The sequence below is a fragment of the Streptomyces sp. NBC_01244 genome (assembly GCF_035987325.1).
GTDB lineage: Bacteria > Actinomycetota > Actinomycetes > Streptomycetales > Streptomycetaceae > Streptomyces.
In genome coordinates, this window is sequence record NZ_CP108488.1 from 6900561 (window position 1) to 6917984 (window position 17424).

A 17424-nucleotide genomic window follows, 5' to 3' on the forward strand; every position below is an offset into this window, starting at 1 on the left:
CTTCGTGAGGTGTATATGCCGCCGGTGGGCCGTCCGGACCGAACGGGGGTTCGGCTGCGGAACCACTGCTTACGGTACCCTTCCGGGTCGGGTCGCCACCGTCCGGGTCTGCGCTCAGTGTGGCACCGCGAAGCCTGTTATCCGGCCACCGGACGCCGCGACACGCGGAGCGGTGTAAATCCACCACAACCCAAGATCTAGTGGTTGGATGAGCGCTGCCACCCAGAAGTTGTGGTCCCCGGTCTGCCGGGGTCCCCGACATCGCATATGCTTGTGGCTGCTTCGAGAGCCTCCTGCAGAGCTTCGACTCTGCCGTTCAGGGGTCTCGCGAGGTGATTCAGTCGTGCCAAGAGGAGGGTGAGGGAACCATGCACTGCCCCTTCTGCAGGCACCCCGACAGCCGTGTCGTCGACAGTCGCACCACCGACGACGGCACGTCGATCCGCCGGCGCCGCCAGTGCCCCGACTGCTCCCGTCGCTTCACGACGGTGGAGACGGCCTCGCTGATGGTGATCAAGCGCAGCGGGGTGACGGAACCCTTCAGCCGTACCAAGGTCATCTCCGGCGTGCGCAAGGCGTGCCAGGGGCGGCCGGTCACCGAGGACGCCCTCGCCAAACTCGGCCAGCGGGTCGAGGAGGCGCTGCGCGCCACCGGGAGCGCCGAGCTGACCACCCACGACGTGGGTCTGGCCATACTCGGCCCGTTGCAGGACCTCGACTTGGTCGCGTACCTCCGGTTCGCGTCCGTTTACAAGGCGTTCGACACACTCGAAGACTTCGAGACCGCCATCGCGGAACTCCGCGTGCCGCGGCCTCATGAAGAGTGCGAGCCCGGTGGGACCGTTCCGGTCCCCGTGCCCGCCTCCGCCGCCGACTGACCGGAGGGTCCGTTCCGCGCCGTACGTGCGTCGTGGAACGGCCGGTGGGTCTGGCGAAGAAGACGTAGATACAAGACACACAGCACCGTGCCGCGGAATAGCGCTGGCACTTTAGGGCGTTTTGCCCTCATTGGGAGGAACGGCATGACAGAGACGGCGAGCAGCTCGGCACGAGGTTCCCGCGCCAAGGGCACCAAGACTGCCAAGAGCGGCCTGCGTATCGAGCGCATCCACACCACCCCGGGCGTGCACCCGTACGACGAGGTGACCTGGGCGCGCCGCGACGTCGTCATGACCAACTGGCGCGACGGCTCGGTCAACTTCGAGCAGTACGGCGTCGAGTTCCCCGACTTCTGGTCGGTGAACGCGGTCAACATCGTCACCAGCAAGTACTTCCGCGGTGCGGTCGGCAGCCCGCAGCGCGAGACCGGTCTGCGGCAGCTCATCGACCGGATCGTGAAGACGTACACGAAGGCCGGCGAGGACTTCGACTACTTCACGTCGCCCGCCGACGCGGAGATCTTCGAGCACGAGCTGACCTACGCGCTCCTGCACCAGATCTTCAGCTTCAACTCGCCGGTGTGGTTCAACGTCGGCACGCCCCAGCCGCAGCAGGTCTCCGCCTGCTTCATCCTGGCCGTCGACGACTCCATGGAGTCGATCCTCGACTGGTACAAGGAAGAGGGCATGATCTTCAAGGGCGGCTCCGGCGCCGGCCTGAACCTCTCCCGCATCCGCTCTTCCAAGGAGCTCCTCTCCTCCGGTGGCAACGCCTCCGGCCCGGTCTCCTTCATGCGCGGCGCCGACGCGTCCGCCGGAACGATCAAGTCGGGCGGCGCCACCCGCCGCGCGGCCAAGATGGTCGTCCTGGACGTGGACCACCCGGACGTCGAGGACTTCATCGCGACCAAGGTGAAGGAAGAGGAGAAGATCCGCGCCCTGCGCGACGCGGGCTTCGACATGGACCTGGGCGGCGACGACATCACGTCCGTCCAGTACCAGAACGCCAACAACTCCGTCCGTGTGAACGACGAGTTCATGACGGCCGTCGAGAACGGCACCGAGTTCGGCCTGCGGGCCCGCATGACCGGCGAGATCATCGAGACGGTCGACGCCAAGTCGCTCTTCCGCAAGCTCGCCGAGGCCGCGTGGGCCTGCGCCGACCCGGGCATCCAGTACGACGGTGTGATCAACAACTGGCACACCTGCCCCGAGTCCGGCCGCATCACCGCGTCCAACCCGTGCAGCGAGTACATGCACCTGGACAACACGTCCTGCAACCTCGCCTCCCTGAACCTGATGAAGTTCCTCGACGACGACGGCAAGGGCAAGCAGTCCTTCGACGCCGAGCGCTTCTCCAAGGTCGTCGAGCTGGTCATCACCGCGATGGACATCTCCATCTGCTTCGCGGACTTCCCGACGCAGAAGATCGGCGAGAACACCCGCGCCTTCCGCCAGCTGGGCATCGGCTACGCCAACCTCGGCGCCCTGCTGATGGCCACCGGCCACGCGTACGACTCCGACGGCGGCCGCACCCTCGCCGCGTCGATCACCTCGCTGATGACCGGTACCGCGTACAAGCGCTCCGCCGAGCTGGCCGCGATCGTCGGCCCGTACGACGGTTACGCCCGCAACGCCGAGTCGCACAAGCGCGTCATGAAGCAGCACGCCGACGCCAACGCCGTCGCGCCGCGCACCGAGGACCTGGACAACATCATCTGGGCCGCGGCCACCGAGGCCTGGCAGGACGTGATCCGCCTCGGCGAGAAGAACGGCTTCCGCAACTCGCAGGCCTCCGTCCTCGCGCCGACCGGCACCATCGGTCTCGCGATGTCCTGTGACACCACCGGTGTCGAGCCGGACCTGGCCCTGGTCAAGTTCAAGAAGCTCGTCGGCGGCGGCTCGATGCAGATCGTCAACGGCACCGTTCCGCAGGCCCTGCGCCGCATGGGCTACCAGGAAGAGCAGATCGAGGCGATCGTCGCCCACATCGCCGAGCACGGCGTGGTCGTCGACGCCCCGGGCCTGAAGCAGGAGCACTACTCGGTCTTCGACTGCGCGATGGGCGAGCGTTCCATCTCCGCGATGGGCCACGTGCGCATGATGGCCGCGATCCAGCCCTGGATCTCCGGCGCGATCTCGAAGACGGTCAACATGCCGGAGACGGCGACCGTCGAGGAGATCGAGGAGATCTACTTCGAGGCGTGGAAGTTGGGCGTCAAGGCGCTCGCCATCTACCGCGACAACTGCAAGGTCGGCCAGCCCCTCTCCGCGAAGAAGAAGGAAGAGGAGAAGGAGGAGGTCACCGCCAAGGCGGAGGACACCATCCGGACGGCCGTCGAGAAGGTCATCGAGTACCGCCCGGTCCGCAAGCGCCTCCCGAAGGGCCGCCCGGGGATCACCACCTCCTTCACGGTCGGTGGCGCCGAGGGCTACATGACCGCGAACTCCTACCCGGACGACGGTCTCGGCGAGGTCTTCCTGAAGATGTCCAAGCAGGGTTCGACCCTCGCGGGCATGATGGACGCCTTCTCGATCGCCGTCTCGGTCGGTCTGCAGTACGGCGTCCCGCTGGAGACCTACGTCGCGAAGTTCACGAACATGCGCTTCGAGCCGGCCGGTATGACGGACGACCCGGACGTGCGCATGGCGCAGTCCATCGTCGACTACATCTTCCGCCGCGTGGCGCTCGACTTCCTGCCCTTCGAGACCCGCTCGGCCCTCGGCATCCACTCCGCCGAGGAGCGTCAGCGCCACCTGGACACCGGTTCCTACGAGCCCCTCGACGAGGAGCTCGACACGGAGTCCCTGACCCAGGCGGCCCCGCTCGCCGCGGTCCAGACCGTCCCGGCCGCCAAGCCGGTCGCGGTCGCCCCGGTCCCGGCCCCCAAGACGGCGCACTCCAACGCCGAACTGGTCGAGATGCAGCTCGGCGTCTCCGCCGACGCCCCGCTCTGCTTCTCCTGCGGTACGAAGATGCAGCGCGCCGGCTCCTGCTACATCTGCGAGGGCTGCGGCTCCACCAGCGGCTGCAGCTGAAGATAGGCGGAGTCGCGTCGAACGGACCATTCGACGCGATCTGCCAACTCGCCTGACCTGCGGGTTCGAAGGGGACCGGCCATGGGCTGGTCCCCTTCGGCGTGTCCTGGAGGCGCTGGAGCAACGGACCTCATGGCTCCCGTCGCTCGCTTCGATGGTGGCCGCACACGGGGGCTTGTCACGGTGACGCCTGCCATGGCAGGCTCCAGGCCATGATCAAGAGAATCGAGTCCTCCGTCCGCCGATGAGCGAGACGACCGGGACAGGACTGCCCGGATCACCGACAGCACTGTTCGACCACGCGCTCCGGCTCCATCGGCTTGCTCCAGGCGAGCCGCTTGCGCGCGACGGAGAACCGTATCCCGACAACGGGTTGCACCGTGGTGGGCAAGGACCGAAGGCGCCTAGGGACCGGCAGTCGGCCGGCAAGGACGCGGCTCTCATCCTTGACGCGCATTTCGCGCGGGCCGTTGCCCCTCCCAGTGAGTTGGCCGATGCCTTCCACGATGTCTACGTTCCGATTCACCACAACGCACACATCGCCGCCGCGGCTGAGCGGGCGGACCGAGAGCGCGTCCGGCAAACGGGCCGGTGGTTGGTCCGGCACGGGACCGATCGATGCTCGGTCACCATGGGGCTTGCCTTGGTCGCCGCCGTGGGAACAGCCGACGACATCCCCCTGATTCAGACGATCGGGCTGCTCTCCAACCACTTCGGGCCACTGGCGGCGCACGCTTTCGAACGTCAGCCCGGAGGAGTCGAGGCTCTGCTCTGGCTCGGCGAGCGAGTCACAGGCTGGGGACGCGTCTATGTCGTTGAAGCTCTCTGCAGACTCGACGACCCAATGGCCCGATCGTGGCTGCTTCGCAGAGCCTGTGACGGCGATTACCTCAACGGCTACTTCGCAGGCAAGGTCGCCACGGTCGGCAAACTCCATGAGGCGCTTGCAGACCTCGGTACTGACGGCGAGATGGTCGATCACGTCGGTCGGCTACTCCATCTGATGAGCGATTGCAGTGGGATGGGACTGACCCTCGGCCACTACCCCCACTCGGGCGCGGTCCTCGAAGCCCATGCCCGACATGTGGGTTCGCTCAGTCCGACCATCGAGCGCTACTTCACGGTCGCGTTGCTTGCTCAGCACCTGACTGCCAAGTCTCCCCATGCCGCAGGGTGCACTGCGGAGCAACAGGAGGCGCTCCGTGTGACGTACCTGGAGGTGCTCGACCGAGAGCAGTGGACGAAGACCGCACGCGCCGGGCTCGCGGCGGCAGACAGCCGGATGCAGTGGCTGGCGGACCATCGGGCGCCGCAGTTGCGGCTGCATGCGTTCCCTGACCGAGAACCGGATGCCGAGGAATAGCGCACGCCACGCGACCATGGTGCGGGGAGGTGCGACAGGGCATCCCTGAAGATCGTGGTGCGTCGAGCGGGGGAGTCGTGGAAGGCATGTGGAGCGGTGACGAGCTGGACCTGGACGCTTACCTGGCGAGGGTCGGCTGGGAGGGCGGGGAACTCCGGGCGGACCTCGCGACGTTGAAGGCAGTACACCGGGCGCACACCGGTGCGATCGCCTTCGAGAGCCTGGACGTGTTGTTCGGCCGCCCCGTCGGGCTGGACGTCAAGACGGTCGAGGGCAAGCTCGTGCACCAGCGCCGCGGCGGCTACTGCTACGAGCAGAACACCCTGCTGGCAGCCGCCCTGGAGCGGATCGGCTTCGCGGTCTCCGGACGTGGCGCCCGCAACCGCAGCCGGGGGGATTCCCTGCTCGCGGTGACGCACGCCGTCCTCGTCGTCACCGTCGAGGGGGAGCCGTGGCTCTGTGACGCCGGGTTCGGCTGGCAGGGGCCGCGGGAGCCCGTCCCGCTGGCGAGCCCCGGCGCCGAAGTGCGGCAAGGGGAATGGGTGTTCCGCGTCCGGGAGGAGGCGGACGGGGTCCTCGCGCTCTGCGCATGGCGCGAGGGTGTCTGGCGCGACCTGTACGCCTTCGCCCCGCAGCCCTACCACCCCGTCGACTACGTGGTGCTGAACCACTACAGCTCCTCGCACCCCCGCTCCTCCTTCCTCGGCCGGGCCATCGTCCAGTACCCGGGCGACGCCGCCCGGCTGGCCCTCGTGGGCCGGGAGCTCTCCCGGCTGCTGCCCGACGGACGGATGGAGCGGCGGGAGGTGGCGGCCGGGGAACTGCTCGCCCTGCTCGGCCGGGAGTTCGGGCTTCGGCTGTCCGAGCGGGACGCGGACGAACTCCTTCGGTTGTACCGCGCCGAGGACTGACCCGGGCCCCGCCGGGACCGTACGATGGCGCAGTGCTGGTCAAGTGGATTCGCTGCACGGTGACGGACCGACGCGGGTTCGAGCGCGGGCAGCGCAAATGGGCGGGACTGCCGGGGGAACCGGGATTCCGGGGGCAGGGCGGCGGCTGGAGCCGGGGCCGGCAGGGGGTGGCGCACGTCTTCACCTTCTGGGAGAGCCGTTCCTTCTACGACTCCTTCATGGCCCGCTCGCACGACCGGCTGGCCGCTTCGCAGAACGGCACCTACACCGACGCGCGGGTCACGCTCTTCGACCACCGCTTCGACGTGAAGACCGGCTTCGAGCCGCGGTTCACCGACGCCGACGTCGTCAGGGTCGCCCACACCCGGGTGCGGGAGGGCCGCGTGGACCATTTCGCGCTCATGCAGGAGAAGGTCTGGAACCCGGCCATGGCGGGTTCGCCCGGCATGGTCCGTGGCCTCTTCGGCGAGGCTCCGGGCCGTGAGTTCCTGGTGCTGTCGATGTGGCACGCGGCGGCCGAACACGGCAAGTACCGGCAGGAGCGCGTCGAGCGGCTGTCGCTGCGCGCCCAGATCCAGGCCGACGTGGAGGCCCTCACCGGGGACGTCGTCGACCTCGAACCCTCCTGGACGGTCTGACCCGTACGCCGCGGGCGGCCCCCCGCCGGAGAGCCGGCCGCCGGGCCGCCGCAGGGCCGCCGCCGGGGCCGTACGGCGTGCCCGGTCCGCGCGCCCGCCGATGGCCGAATAGGGTCGTGGGATGGTACGACCACGGCGCATCGTCCTTGTCCGGCACGGGGAATCGGAGGGCAATGCCGATGACACGGTGTACGAGCGGGAGCCCGACCACGCCCTACGGCTGACTCCCACCGGGCGCGAGCAGGCCTCGGAGGCCGGCGGACGCCTGCGCGAGCTCTTCGGGGACGAGCACGTCAGCGCGTACGTCTCGCCGTACCGCCGGACCCTGCAGACCTTCCGGGAGCTGCGCCTGGACCCGACGCGCGTGCGGATGCGCGAGGAGCCGAGGCTGCGCGAGCAGGACTGGGGGAACTGGCAGGAGCGGGAGGAAGTGCGGCTGCAGAAGGCCTACCGGGACGCGTACGGGCACTTCTTCTACCGCTTCGCGCAGGGGGAGTCGGGCGCGGACGTCTACGACCGGGTCGGGGCCTTCCTGGAGAGCCTCTACCGCAGCTTCGAGGCCCCGGACCATCCGGAGAACGTGCTGCTCGTGACGCACGGCCTGACGATGAGGCTGTTCTGCATGCGCTGGTTCCACTGGTCCGTGGCCGAGTTCGAAGCCCTCTCCAACCCGGGCAACGGCGAATACCGGGTGCTCATGCTGGGTTCCGACGGCCGGTACCGGATGGACCGCCCGTTTGAGCGGTGGACCACACCCGAGCCTTATGACCTGGACGGCTAGAGTGACGCGCGATGACCGCTGACTCCTCTCCCGAAGGGCGCTACGCACGCGCCATGGCCAGCCTCCGCGGGCTGGCCCTGGGCGACGCACTGGGATCCCAGTACTTCGTCCCCGTGAACTACCCGCTGCTCAAGCGGCGCGAGCTGCCCGTCGGCAGCGATCCGTGGCAGTGGACCGACGACACCGAGATGGCCTGCTCGGTGGTGGCCGTGCTCGCCGCGCACGGCCGGGTGGACCAGGACGCGCTGGCCGCCTCCTTCGCCCACCACCACGACTTCGACCGCGGCTACGGGCCCGCCGTGAACCGGATGCTGCGCCTGATCCGGGAGGGCGCGGACTGGCGCACGCTCGCCGCGGAACTGTTCAACGGGCAGGGCTCCTGGGGCAACGGCGCGGCCATGCGGGTCGCCCCCCTGGGTGCCTGGTACGCCGACGACCCGGAACAGGCCACGCACCAGGCGGAGATCTCCGCGTACACCACCCACCAGCACCGCGAAGCGGTGTGCGGCGCCATGGCCGTGGCCGCCGCGGCCGCGCTGGCGGCCGATCCGGCCGGGCCGCCGAAGGCCGCCGACCTGCTGGACGGCGTGATCGCGCTGGTCCCGCGGAGCGCGGTGGGCGCCGGGGTGCGGCGCGCGCGCGACATGCTCGACTACGGCGACGCGACCACCGTCGCCGCCGTACTGGGCTGCGGGCGGCGCACCAGCGCCCACGACACCGTGCCGTTCGCCCTGTGGTCGGCGGCACGGGGCCTGGACGACTACGAGCGGGCCTTCTGGACCACCGCCCAGGTGGGCGGAGACGTGGACACCACCTGCGCGATCGTCGGCGGAGTGCTGGGCGCACGCGGGGACGCGGTGCTGCCGCAGGCCTGGCTGGCCCGGACCGAGGCACTGCCGGCCTGGCTGCCGGAGGCGGCGGGGTAGGGGGAGGAGCGGGGGTGGCGGCGGTCCGCGCCGGTTCGTACCCCTCCGTTTGTCACGGTCCTGCCACAGGCCTCTTTTGAGCCTGTTCAAAACTGCATGCGACCGGCCTACTCTGTCGGCTTCGCCACCCCCGCCTGATGGCCGGGGGCGGCCGACAGGGGAGGGGAACCCGATGTCAGCAGAGAACGCCGAGACGGCGGACACCGCGGGTGCCGCGGGTGCCGCGGGTGCGGGGGCCGACGCAGGGTCCGCTCCGCCCGCGCCCGTACCGCCCGCACCGGCACCGCCCGCACCGCCCGGCTGGGATCCCAAGGCCTGGCGGGCCCACCAGTTGCGCAAGGAGCGTGCCGCCTCCGGTGCCTGGTCGATGGCCCCGCTCGCCTGGGCCGAGGCCGCGCGCCCGGCCGCGGTCGGACCGGTACCGGCCGTCGTGCTGGGCGCCGTACTCGCCTCCGGCATCGCCGCTTCCCTGCTCCTCGGCGAGGGGCTGGGGCCGGGCCTGCTGCTCGCGGTGGTGCCGGCGCTGCTCGCCGCCTACGCGGCCGCCCGCGCGGCCGGCCGCAGGCTGCGCCCGTGGACCGCGCTCTGGGTGCTGGGCTGCCTCGCGCTGCTCGCCGTGCCCGCCCTGCGCGCCTCCGCTTGGCCGGCCGTGACGGCCCTGCTCGCGGCCCTCCTGACGGGCGCCCTGGCCCTGCACGGCAGCCGCAGCTGGCCCGGCATCCTGCTCGGGCCGGTCGGCCTCCTCGACTCCGCCGTCCTCGGGGTGCGCTGGGTCTGGAGCGGCCTGCGCTCGCGCGGCGAGGGGCGCCGGGAGCGCTGGCTGCCGGTGGCGAAGGCCGTCGTGGTGGCGGTGGTCCTGCTGGCGCTCTTCGGCACGCTGTTCGCCTCCGCCGACGCCGCGTTCGCGGACCTGCTGAGCGGGCTGACCCCCGACATCAGCGGTATGGGCGGCCCGGTGCGGTTCCTGCTCTTCGCGCTGGGTCTCGTCGTCGCGATCGCCGTCGCCCGCGCGGCGGCCGCCCCTTCCCGCTGGGACCGCATCGAGGTGCGCCCGGGGAAGGCGCGCTCCCGGGTGGAGTGGGCCCTTCCGCTCATCGTGCTGAACCTGCTCTTCGCCGCCTTCAACGCCGTCCAGCTCGCCGTCCTCTTCGGCGGCTACCGCAAGGTCCTGGAGGCCACCGGCCTCACCTACGCCGAGTACGCGCGCCAGGGCTTCTGGCAGCTGCTCTGGGCCACCCTGCTCACCCTCGCCGTCATCGCGCTGGCCCTGCGCTGGGCCCCGCGGGGCGGAGCGGGCGACCGGCGGCTGGTGCGCGTCGTGCTCGGCACGCTCTGCGTGCTGACCCTCGTGGTCGTCGCCTCGGCGCTCCGCCGCATGGACCTGTACGTGGACGCGTACGGCCTGACCAGGCTGCGGCTGTCGGTCGCCGGTGTGGAGCTGTGGCTCGGGCTGGTCATCGTACTGATCATGGCCGGCGGGCTGTTCGGCGCGCGCTGGCTGCCGCGCGCGGTCGCGGGGAGCGCCGTGGCGGCCGTACTGGCCTTCGGGATGATGTCTCCGGACGGGGTGATCGCGGAGGGCAACGTCACGCGGTACGAGCAGGACGGCAAGATCGACCTGGCCTACTTCCAGTCCCTGTCGGCGGACGCGGTACCCGCCCTGGACCGGCTGCCCGAGCCCCGGCGTTCCTGCGCCCTGCGCGGGATCGCCAGGGAGCTGGCGGGGGCGGGCCGCACACCCTGGTACGCGACGAGCCTGGGGGAGCGCCGGGCCCGGGAGATCCTGAGCGAGCGCGGGGTGAGCGCCTCGTACGAGGAGTGCAGGAGCCTGGGGACCTTCGGGAGCCGGGTGGAGTACTGATCACCCCGGACGGGTCGGTGGTGGAGACTCGAACGGGCGATTCTCCATGCCGCGTTGGAGTAGTCGAGCATCATGGGCCAGCGGTGCTTCGCGAGTGCGATCCCACGGATGCGGATCGGTTCCGCGAGCCGGTCCGGGCCGGGCGGTACGGACGGGCGCACGTGCTGATCGGTGAGTTTGTGTGCCCTGAAAGCAACCGGAGGGACGTCCGGCCGGACGTGACCGGTCCGCTTCTCGTCGAGGTCATCCCGGCGTCGATGGCGAACCGGGCGAAGGTGTGCGGGAGTGAATGCTTGGACGCGGAAGTCGCCGAGATGGTCGAGGGGGTGACGGCGCCGCTGCCCAGGGTGTGAGACGGGGCGGGGTGGGTGGCGCGGCGCGGAGGTGGCCGGGGCGCGGCGGAGAGGGGGGCGACGGCGCGGCGGGGAGGGGGCGGGGTGTGCAGGCGGCCCGGGGCGGCGTAACCTTGCTGGCGCCATGCCGTACGAAGCACCCACTCACACCGTCGAACGCTCCCTCCGGGCGACCACCGGCGCCAAGGTCATCGCCGGGGTCGACGAAGTCGGACGAGGGGCCTGGGCCGGTCCCGTCACCGTCTGCGCGGCGATCACCGGTCTGCGCCGGCCGCCCGCGGGACTCACCGACTCCAAACTGCTCACCCCCAAGCGCCGCGACGCGCTCGTCGGCGTCCTGGAGGACTGGGTCACCGCCTACGCCCTGGGCCACTCGTCCCCCGAGGAGATCGACGAACTCGGGATGACCGCCGCCCTGCGCCTCGCCGCGGTGCGCGCCCTGGAGGCGTTGCCCGTGCGGCCCGACGCGGTGATACTCGACGGCAAGCACGACTACCTCGGTGCGCCCTGGCGGGTCCGGACGGTGATCAAGGGCGACCAGTCCTGCGTCGCCGTCGCCGCGGCCTCGGTGATCGCCAAGGTCCGGCGCGACCGGATGATGGCCGAAATCGGTGAACAGGGCGGCGGAATCCAGGACTTCGCTTTCGCCGCCAACGCCGGATATCCCTCGCCCGTGCACCGGGCGGCGCTCGAGGAGCAGGGTCCGACCGCGTACCACCGGCTCTCCTGGTCCTACCTTGACGCCCTGCCCCGCTGGAGCCACCTCAAGAAGGTGCGCCGCAGCGAGGAATCGATGGAGCTGGAAAACGGAGGCCAACTCGGCTTCGATTTCTGATCGCACGCACGTGCCACCAACCGGTACGTTTCGCACCGATGTTTGATAGATATCAGCTCATGCCTCTCACCCCCGCCCCCGAGGAGCCTCAGATTCACGAGAGTGCCCAGGGTCCCCGCGTCACGCCGGCCGCGAGCCGCACCGCGCAGACCCCCCGCCCCGTACCCGGTCCCCGTCCCGCCCCCAGGCCCGCACCGCCCGCGCCGCGGAAGCCGCAGGCCACCCGCGTTCCCGCAGCCGCCACCGCGCCCTCGGTCTCCGCATCCGTACCGCAGGTCCAGCTGATCCCGGCATCCGCCGAGGGCGCGCTGGACGCGGCCGAGGAGGCCGTGGACCTGCTGCTCGACACCGGGCGTGCGCCCGGCGACATCCTGGTGCTCACCACCGGCGACCCGCACCCGTGGGCCGCGCACGAGCTGTCCTTCGGCGAGGCCGCGTACTGGGCCCTGCACGATGCCCGTGACGACGTCTTCTACGCGGACGCCGCGCAGGTTCAGCGCGCCGCGGGCCGTCCCGTCGTGGTCTTCGCGGCCAACGGCGGACCGGCCGACGCGGCTGCCGGAGCCCTGCCGGTCGCGCTCGCGCGAGCCGGTGCGCTCCTGATCGTGTGCGGCGAGCCGCAGCAGATCAACTCCGTGCTGGGTGCGGGCGTCTGACGCCCCGTACTCCCGTACGGTCGAGGGGTGGGGCGGGCCGGTGGCCGGCCCTGCCGAAGTCCGAGGCCTGACCAGCCGTACGCCCGTTTCGGGTGTACGGCCGTTGGTCGTTCCCGGGTACGGGGCCCCGCGTGCTCCGTGTGCGGCGGCGCGGTGGTGCGGCGGCACGGGCTCGGTGCTGCGGCGCGGGCTCAGCGCGGCGGTGCGACCGTACGGGCTCAGCGTGCGGCGGTGCGGCGCAGGGCCTCCGTGGCTCCGCCGCCGCGCAGGGCGAGCGGGGCGAACTCGGACGGCGTATCGCCGAGGCGCTCGGGCCGGGAGTTCGAGCCGGGGCTCCGGCCGCCGCGGCCTTCGCCCAGTACGTGCCAGCCGCCCCGGGTCAGCGTGATGTACGCGCCGCAGCGCAGCCCGTGCAGGGTGCAGGCGTCCCGCAGCCCCCACATCCAGGCGCCGTCCTCCTCGGTCCAGCGCTCGTCGCCGTCGCGGCAGAACAGCAGCACCGCGGTCCGTACCGGGGTCCGCCGGCGCAGGTCGTGCGGAAGGACCCGGCGCAGCCGGGACAGCAGGGCGTTGCGGTACTCCCAGCCGTCGGCCGCGGTGGAGCGCTGAACGAAGGAGGCGCTGGCCACGAGCCGCTCCTCGGGCCCGAGCACGGCGATCACCGCCGTGGACGGGGCGGGGCTGTGCCGTGAGTGCAGTCCGCTGACGACCTCGCGCGGATTGCGCAGCAGGGGGATGCCCGACGCCGTCCAATCGGAGGGTTCCAGCAGCCTGCCGTGCCGGCTGGCGCCGCCGGTGGCCGTTCTCAGGGACGTGGTCGAGGGCGGGGCGAATCCGAAGGTCACGGTCCTCCCTTCGGGTACACGCCCGCGAACGGGCACAGCTGGAGTGCGGGCGCGCCGCGGCACGGCCCAGGAGAGCGCCGTCGAGCCGAGCGGGAGCAGGACAATTCTCGCGTGGCCCGTGAGCATGCGGCAACGAGCAATTGGAGCCGCCGACCGGAATTCGCCGGTATGCCGTTCATATCCTTGCCCCGCCACGCCGAAGATGACTCATTCGGTCCGGGCCTGAGCACCGGCACCAGGGGAAACAGCTCCCTGGCGGCCTTCCGTCGCGGCGGTCACGCGCCGCGGCGGAAGGCCTGTGGGCCGGACGTCACGCTGGGTGAATTGGCCGATTGTCCTAGGCATCGGGTTGCATGGGGGCATGGACAACCTGGAGCTCCGCGCTGAAGCCGATGCCATCCTCGCTGAGCTGGTCGGTGCCCCGGGGGGTTCGGCGCGGCTGCGGGAGGACCAGTGGCAGGCGGTGTCGGCCCTGGTGGAGGAGCGCCGGCGGGCGCTGGTGGTGCAGCGCACGGGGTGGGGCAAGTCGGCGGTCTACTTCGTGGCGACGGCCCTGCTGCGCCGTCGCGGCGCCGGCCCGACCGTGATCATCTCGCCGCTGCTGGCGCTCATGCGCAACCAGGTCGATGCGGCGGCCCGGGCCGGGATCCAGGCGCGGACGATCAACTCGGCCAACCCGGAGGAGTGGGAGACGATCTACGGGGAGGTCGAGCGGGGCGAGACCGACGTCCTCCTCGTGAGTCCGGAGCGCCTCAACTCGGTGGACTTCCGCGAACAGGTGCTGCCCAAGCTCGCCGCCACGACCGGCCTGCTGGTCGTCGACGAGGCCCACTGCATCTCCGACTGGGGCCACGACTTCCGCCCCGACTACCGCCGGCTGCGCACCATGCTCGCCGAGCTCGCCCCCGGCGTCCCCGTGCTCGCCACCACCGCGACGGCCAACGCACGGGTCACGGCGGACGTGGCAGAGCAGCTGGGCACGGGAGGCGGGGGCGCTCTGGTCCTGCGCGGCCCCCTCGACCGGGAGAGCCTGCGGCTGGGCGTACTGGAGCTGCCGAACGCGGCGCACCGGCTGGCGTGGCTGGGGGAGCGGCTGGGGGACCTGCCGGGCTCGGGGATCATCTACACGCTGACGGTGGCGGCCGCGGAGGAGGTCGCGGCGTTCCTGCGGCAGCGCGGGTATCCGGTGGCCTCCTACACGGGGAAGACGGAGAACGCCGACCGGCTGCAGGCCGAGGAGGATCTGCTCGCGAACCGCGTGAAGGCCCTGGTGGCGACCTCCGCGCTGGGGATGGGCTTCGACAAGCCGGACCTGGGGTTCGTCGTGCACCTGGGCTCTCCCTCGTCCCCGATCGCCTACTACCAGCAGGTGGGTCGTGCGGGGCGCGGTGTGGACCACGCCGACGTGCTGCTGCTGCCTGGGCGGGAGGACGAGGCGATCTGGGCGTACTTCGCTTCGGTGGGGTTCCCGCCCGAGGAGCAGGTCCGGCGGACCCTGGACGTACTGGAACAGGCCGGCCGTCCGCTGTCGCTGCCGGCGCTGGAGCCCCTGGTGGACCTCCGGCGTTCGCGGCTGGAGACGATGCTCAAGGTCCTGGACGTGGACGGTGCGGTCAAGCGGGTGAAGGGGGGCTGGACCTCCACCGGACAGCCGTGGGCGTACGACGCGCAGCGGTACGAGTGGGTGGCCCGGCAGCGGCAGGCCGAGCAGCAGGCCATGCGGGACTACGTGGCGACCACGGGGTGCCGGATGGAGTTCCTGCAGCGCCAGCTCGACGACGAGAAGGCGACCCCGTGCGGCCGCTGCGACTCCTGCGCCGGGCCCTGGCTCGACCCCGCCGTGTCCCACGGGGCACTCGACGAGGCGACCGGTGAGCTGGACCGTCCGGGGGTCGAGGTCGAGCCCCGCCGGATGTGGCCCTCGGGCATGCCCGCGGTCGGCGTCGACCTCAAGGGCCGCATCCCCGTGGGCCAGCAGGCGGCCACCGGGCGGGCGTTGGGGCGGCTGTCGGACATCGGCTGGGGCAACCGCCTTCGCCCGCTCCTGGCGGAGCAGGCCGCGGACGGGCCGGTGCCGGACGACGTACTGGCGGCCGTGGTGACGGTGGTGGCCGACTGGGCCCGATCGCCGGGTGGCTGGGCGGGCGGCTCGATGGCCCGGCCCGTGGGGATCGTGGCCATGCCCTCCCGCTCCCGCCCGCGGCTGGTGGGCTCGCTCGCCGAGGGCCTGGCCCGGGTCGGCCGGCTCCCGCTGCTGGGCAGCCTCGCCTACACCGCGCAGGCGGGCGAGTACGGCGCACACCGCAGCAACTCCGCCCAGCGGCTGCGCGCCCTGGCCGCCTCTTTCGCCGTCCCCGAGGAACTCGCCGCCGCCCTGGCCGCCACCCCGGGACCGGTCCTGCTCGTCGACGACTACGCCGACTCCGGCTGGACCCTGGCCGTGGGCGCACGCCTCCTGCGGCAGAGCGGAGCCGAGCAGGTGCTTCCGCTGACCCTCGCCCTGGCGGGCTGAAGGCGCCCGGCGGGCCTCGGCGGCCGGCCCCGGCGGCCGGCCGGTGTGCGGCCCATTCGTGCGGCAGTCCCTGGCAACTGTTCGCCAAGTCAGGACCGGTACATACCTGCACTTCTCCTGCACCCTGCCGAACCTGATCGTCGGACCGGTCGGCAACGGAAAGGGGCTCGGCTTCGTCGAGGAGAACCGGGCGCGCCCGGGCTGCCGGACCGTCGTCTTCGCCGAAGTCATCGGGAACAGCTACACCCGGCTGGCCGGGCTGTTCAGGTTGTTCGGGCACAAGCGGGTCCAAGAGCCGCGATAGGAGGCCGTTTCGGGGTCCGTTCGGATTCGGGCGGGTCCGTCAGGGGTTATCCACAGGGGTTTCCGGATCGTGCCGGACACGGGACCTTCGGGACATGACGAACAATCACGAAGCAGCACGCACCCCGTCCGACCCCTCGTCCCCCTCGTCCACCCGTCCGTCCGGAGGCGTGGACGCGTCCCGGATCACCCTGCGCAGTCCGGCCGAACTGGCCGACGCACTGCCCTACATGCTCGGCTTCCATCCGAGCGACTCCCTCGTCATGGTCGCGGTCCACGGGGAGGCCGGCCGCTTCGGCGGCCGGCTCCGGGTGGGCATCCCCGCGGCTCCCGAGGAATGGGAGGACACCGCCCGGCAGGTCGCCGACTGTCTGATCCGCGGCAGTGTGCGGCGCGGGGCCAGGCCCGACGGCATCATCGTCTTCCTCTGTCAGGATCCGCCCCGCGGCGACAGCGCGCAGCGGGTGATGACCAGGCTGCGCCCGCTCGCCCAGCGGATCCGGCTGGCCTGCGGGGCTCTGGACGTCCCCGTACTGGAGGCCCTGTGCCTCTCCGCCGGTCGGTACTGGTCCTACTGCTGCCCCGACGAGCGGTGCTGCCCCGCCGAGGGCAGTGCGCTGGCCGCGCCCGGCACCTCGGTGATGGCCGCCGCGGCCACCTTCGCCGGACTCCAGGTGCGCGGCTCCCTCCGGGAGATCGAGCACAGGCTGACACCGCTGCGCGGGACGGTGGCCGGCGAGATGGAAGGCGCCCTTGACCGCGCTGCCGTCGCGCTGGTCCCGAAGATCCTCGACGGGACCACCCGGGAGGAAGTGGGGGCCGAGACCGTCCTGCTCGCCCGCGCGCTGATCCAGCGCATGACCCTCGCCCCGCCGGCCGAAGGCGGCCCCGGAGCCGATGCCTGGGACGACGCGCTACTGGGCCACGACGAGGCCGCCTCGTTGATCCTCGGGCTCCAGGACCGCGAGATCCGCGATATCGCCGCCGAGTGGATGGAGGGCGAGGAGGCGGCACCCGCCCTGCGGCTGTGGCGGGCCCTGGCCCGGCGCTGCGTCGGGGCCTACGGGGAACACGCGGCGGCTCCCCTCACCCTGGCGGGCTGGGTCTCCTGGTCCACCGGGGACGAGCCGACGGCCAGGATCGCCCTCGGGCTGGCCCTGCGGGCGGACGACGGGTACCGCTTCGCGCAGCTCCTCCACCACGCCTGCAACGAGGGGATCGACCCGGAGGGGCTGCGGGAGTGCCTGCGGGAGGAGCGGCGGCGACGGGAGCCGCGCCGGGGGCGCCTGCCCGCAGGACCCCGGCGGGCGGGCGCCGTCACCAGGCCGCCCGGCCGCCCGGGCAGGACGAGCAGCCGCCGCGAGTCAGGCAGCACCGCGGGGAGCGAGCAGTGAAGCGCGGCCGGGGCCGGGGCAGCTGCATGGACCAGGTCGGGGTCCGCGGTCGGGTCCGGGGCCGGGACGGAGGCGGCTGTGCGGCCCCGGGGCACGGCCGGGGGGAGGGCCGTGGGTCCGGTTTCCGGC

General features: G+C 71.8%; 15 protein-coding genes. 14 read left to right on the plus strand and 1 reads right to left on the minus strand.

Translation table 11 applies throughout. The features are described 5' to 3' along the window. The first annotated feature begins 368 nt into the window (after window positions 1-368). From nrdR to OG247_RS31095, 11 genes are all read left to right on the plus strand, one after another. Window positions 369-878, plus strand: a complete 510-nt coding sequence (gene nrdR, locus OG247_RS31045; protein WP_327255272.1) for a transcriptional regulator NrdR — start codon at window positions 369-371, stop codon at window positions 876-878. Between the two features lie 144 nt (window positions 879-1022). Continuing rightward, the gene (locus OG247_RS31050; RefSeq protein ID WP_327255273.1) at window positions 1023-3917 is read left to right on the plus strand and encodes a vitamin B12-dependent ribonucleotide reductase; all 2895 of its coding nucleotides are present in this window, start codon (window positions 1023-1025) and stop codon (window positions 3915-3917) included. A 244-nt stretch (window positions 3918-4161) separates the two neighbouring features. Next, complete coding sequence (locus tag OG247_RS31055; RefSeq protein ID WP_327255274.1) at window positions 4162-5280, plus strand: hypothetical protein; 1119 nt, start codon at window positions 4162-4164, stop codon at window positions 5278-5280. An 86-nt stretch (window positions 5281-5366) separates the two neighbouring features. Continuing rightward, window positions 5367-6191 carry an arylamine N-acetyltransferase family protein gene (locus OG247_RS31060; protein ID WP_327257705.1) on the plus strand — a complete coding sequence of 275 codons (825 nt, stop codon included), beginning with the start codon at window positions 5367-5369 and terminating at the stop codon, window positions 6189-6191. A 32-nt stretch (window positions 6192-6223) separates the two neighbouring features. Further along, complete coding sequence (locus OG247_RS31065) at window positions 6224-6829, plus strand: YdbC family protein (protein WP_250748831.1); 606 nt, start codon at window positions 6224-6226, stop codon at window positions 6827-6829. 121 nt (window positions 6830-6950) lie between these two features. After that, window positions 6951-7610: a histidine phosphatase family protein gene (locus tag OG247_RS31070; RefSeq protein WP_327255275.1), complete on the plus strand. Its 660-nt coding sequence runs from the start codon at window positions 6951-6953 to the stop codon at window positions 7608-7610. 11 nt (window positions 7611-7621) lie between these two features. Next, window positions 7622-8536 (plus strand): ADP-ribosylglycohydrolase family protein, encoded by a 915-nt coding sequence (locus OG247_RS31075; RefSeq protein WP_327255276.1) that lies wholly within the window; start codon window positions 7622-7624, stop codon window positions 8534-8536. Window positions 8537-8708: 172 nt separating this feature from the next. Further along, entirely contained in the window at window positions 8709-10397 is a 1689-nt protein-coding gene (locus OG247_RS31080; RefSeq protein WP_327255277.1) for a DUF4153 domain-containing protein, read from the plus strand. Window positions 10398-10558: 161 nt separating this feature from the next. Further along, window positions 10559-10750, plus strand: coding sequence for a hypothetical protein (locus OG247_RS31085; RefSeq protein ID WP_327255278.1), 192 nt, complete (start codon window positions 10559-10561; stop codon window positions 10748-10750). Between the two features lie 124 nt (window positions 10751-10874). Next, on the plus strand, window positions 10875-11585 hold the full coding sequence (locus tag OG247_RS31090) for a ribonuclease HII (protein WP_327255279.1): 711 nt from the start codon (window positions 10875-10877) through the stop codon (window positions 11583-11585). 59 nt (window positions 11586-11644) lie between these two features. Then, entirely contained in the window at window positions 11645-12241 is a 597-nt protein-coding gene (locus tag OG247_RS31095) for a hypothetical protein (RefSeq protein WP_327255280.1), read from the plus strand. 218 nt (window positions 12242-12459) lie between these two features. Here the strand turns inward: OG247_RS31095 and OG247_RS31100 are convergent, their stop codons facing one another. After that, entirely contained in the window at window positions 12460-13086 is a 627-nt protein-coding gene (locus tag OG247_RS31100; RefSeq protein ID WP_327255281.1) for a hypothetical protein, read from the minus strand. Between the two features lie 361 nt (window positions 13087-13447). On the opposite strand from OG247_RS31100, the gene OG247_RS31105 reads away from it, so the two are divergent. From OG247_RS31105 to OG247_RS31115, 3 genes are all read left to right on the plus strand, one after another. Then, window positions 13448-15598: a RecQ family ATP-dependent DNA helicase gene (locus OG247_RS31105; RefSeq protein WP_327255282.1), complete on the plus strand. Its 2151-nt coding sequence runs from the start codon at window positions 13448-13450 to the stop codon at window positions 15596-15598. A gap of 58 nt (window positions 15599-15656) precedes the next feature. Further along, a complete protein-coding gene (locus OG247_RS31110; RefSeq protein ID WP_327255283.1) occupies window positions 15657-15902 on the plus strand; it encodes a hypothetical protein in 246 nt (81 codons plus the stop codon). Between the two features lie 94 nt (window positions 15903-15996). Continuing rightward, window positions 15997-17295 (plus strand): DUF4192 domain-containing protein, encoded by a 1299-nt coding sequence (locus tag OG247_RS31115; RefSeq protein WP_327255284.1) that lies wholly within the window; start codon window positions 15997-15999, stop codon window positions 17293-17295. The last annotated feature ends 129 nt before the right edge of the window (window positions 17296-17424 follow it).

Bases quoted from the DNA above. Each gene is read 5' to 3' on its own strand.
- OG247_RS31050 (WP_327255273.1), top strand. From the start codon at position 1,023: ATGACAGAGACGGCGAGCAGCTCGGCACGAGGTTCCCGCGCCAAGGGC.
- OG247_RS31075 (WP_327255276.1), top strand. From the start codon at position 7,622: ATGACCGCTGACTCCTCTCCCGAAGGGCGCTACGCACGCGCCATGGCC.
- OG247_RS31070 (WP_327255275.1), top strand. From the start codon at position 6,951: ATGGTACGACCACGGCGCATCGTCCTTGTCCGGCACGGGGAATCGGAG.
- OG247_RS31080 (WP_327255277.1), top strand. From the start codon at position 8,709: ATGTCAGCAGAGAACGCCGAGACGGCGGACACCGCGGGTGCCGCGGGT.
- OG247_RS31095 (WP_327255280.1), top strand. From the start codon at position 11,645: ATGCCTCTCACCCCCGCCCCCGAGGAGCCTCAGATTCACGAGAGTGCC.
- OG247_RS31105 (WP_327255282.1), top strand. From the start codon at position 13,448: ATGGACAACCTGGAGCTCCGCGCTGAAGCCGATGCCATCCTCGCTGAG.
- OG247_RS31055 (WP_327255274.1), top strand. From the start codon at position 4,162: ATGAGCGAGACGACCGGGACAGGACTGCCCGGATCACCGACAGCACTG.
- nrdR (WP_327255272.1), top strand. From the start codon at position 369: ATGCACTGCCCCTTCTGCAGGCACCCCGACAGCCGTGTCGTCGACAGT.
- OG247_RS31060 (WP_327257705.1), top strand. From the start codon at position 5,367: ATGTGGAGCGGTGACGAGCTGGACCTGGACGCTTACCTGGCGAGGGTC.
- OG247_RS31090 (WP_327255279.1), top strand. From the start codon at position 10,875: ATGCCGTACGAAGCACCCACTCACACCGTCGAACGCTCCCTCCGGGCG.
- OG247_RS31115 (WP_327255284.1), top strand. From the start codon at position 15,997: ATGACGAACAATCACGAAGCAGCACGCACCCCGTCCGACCCCTCGTCC.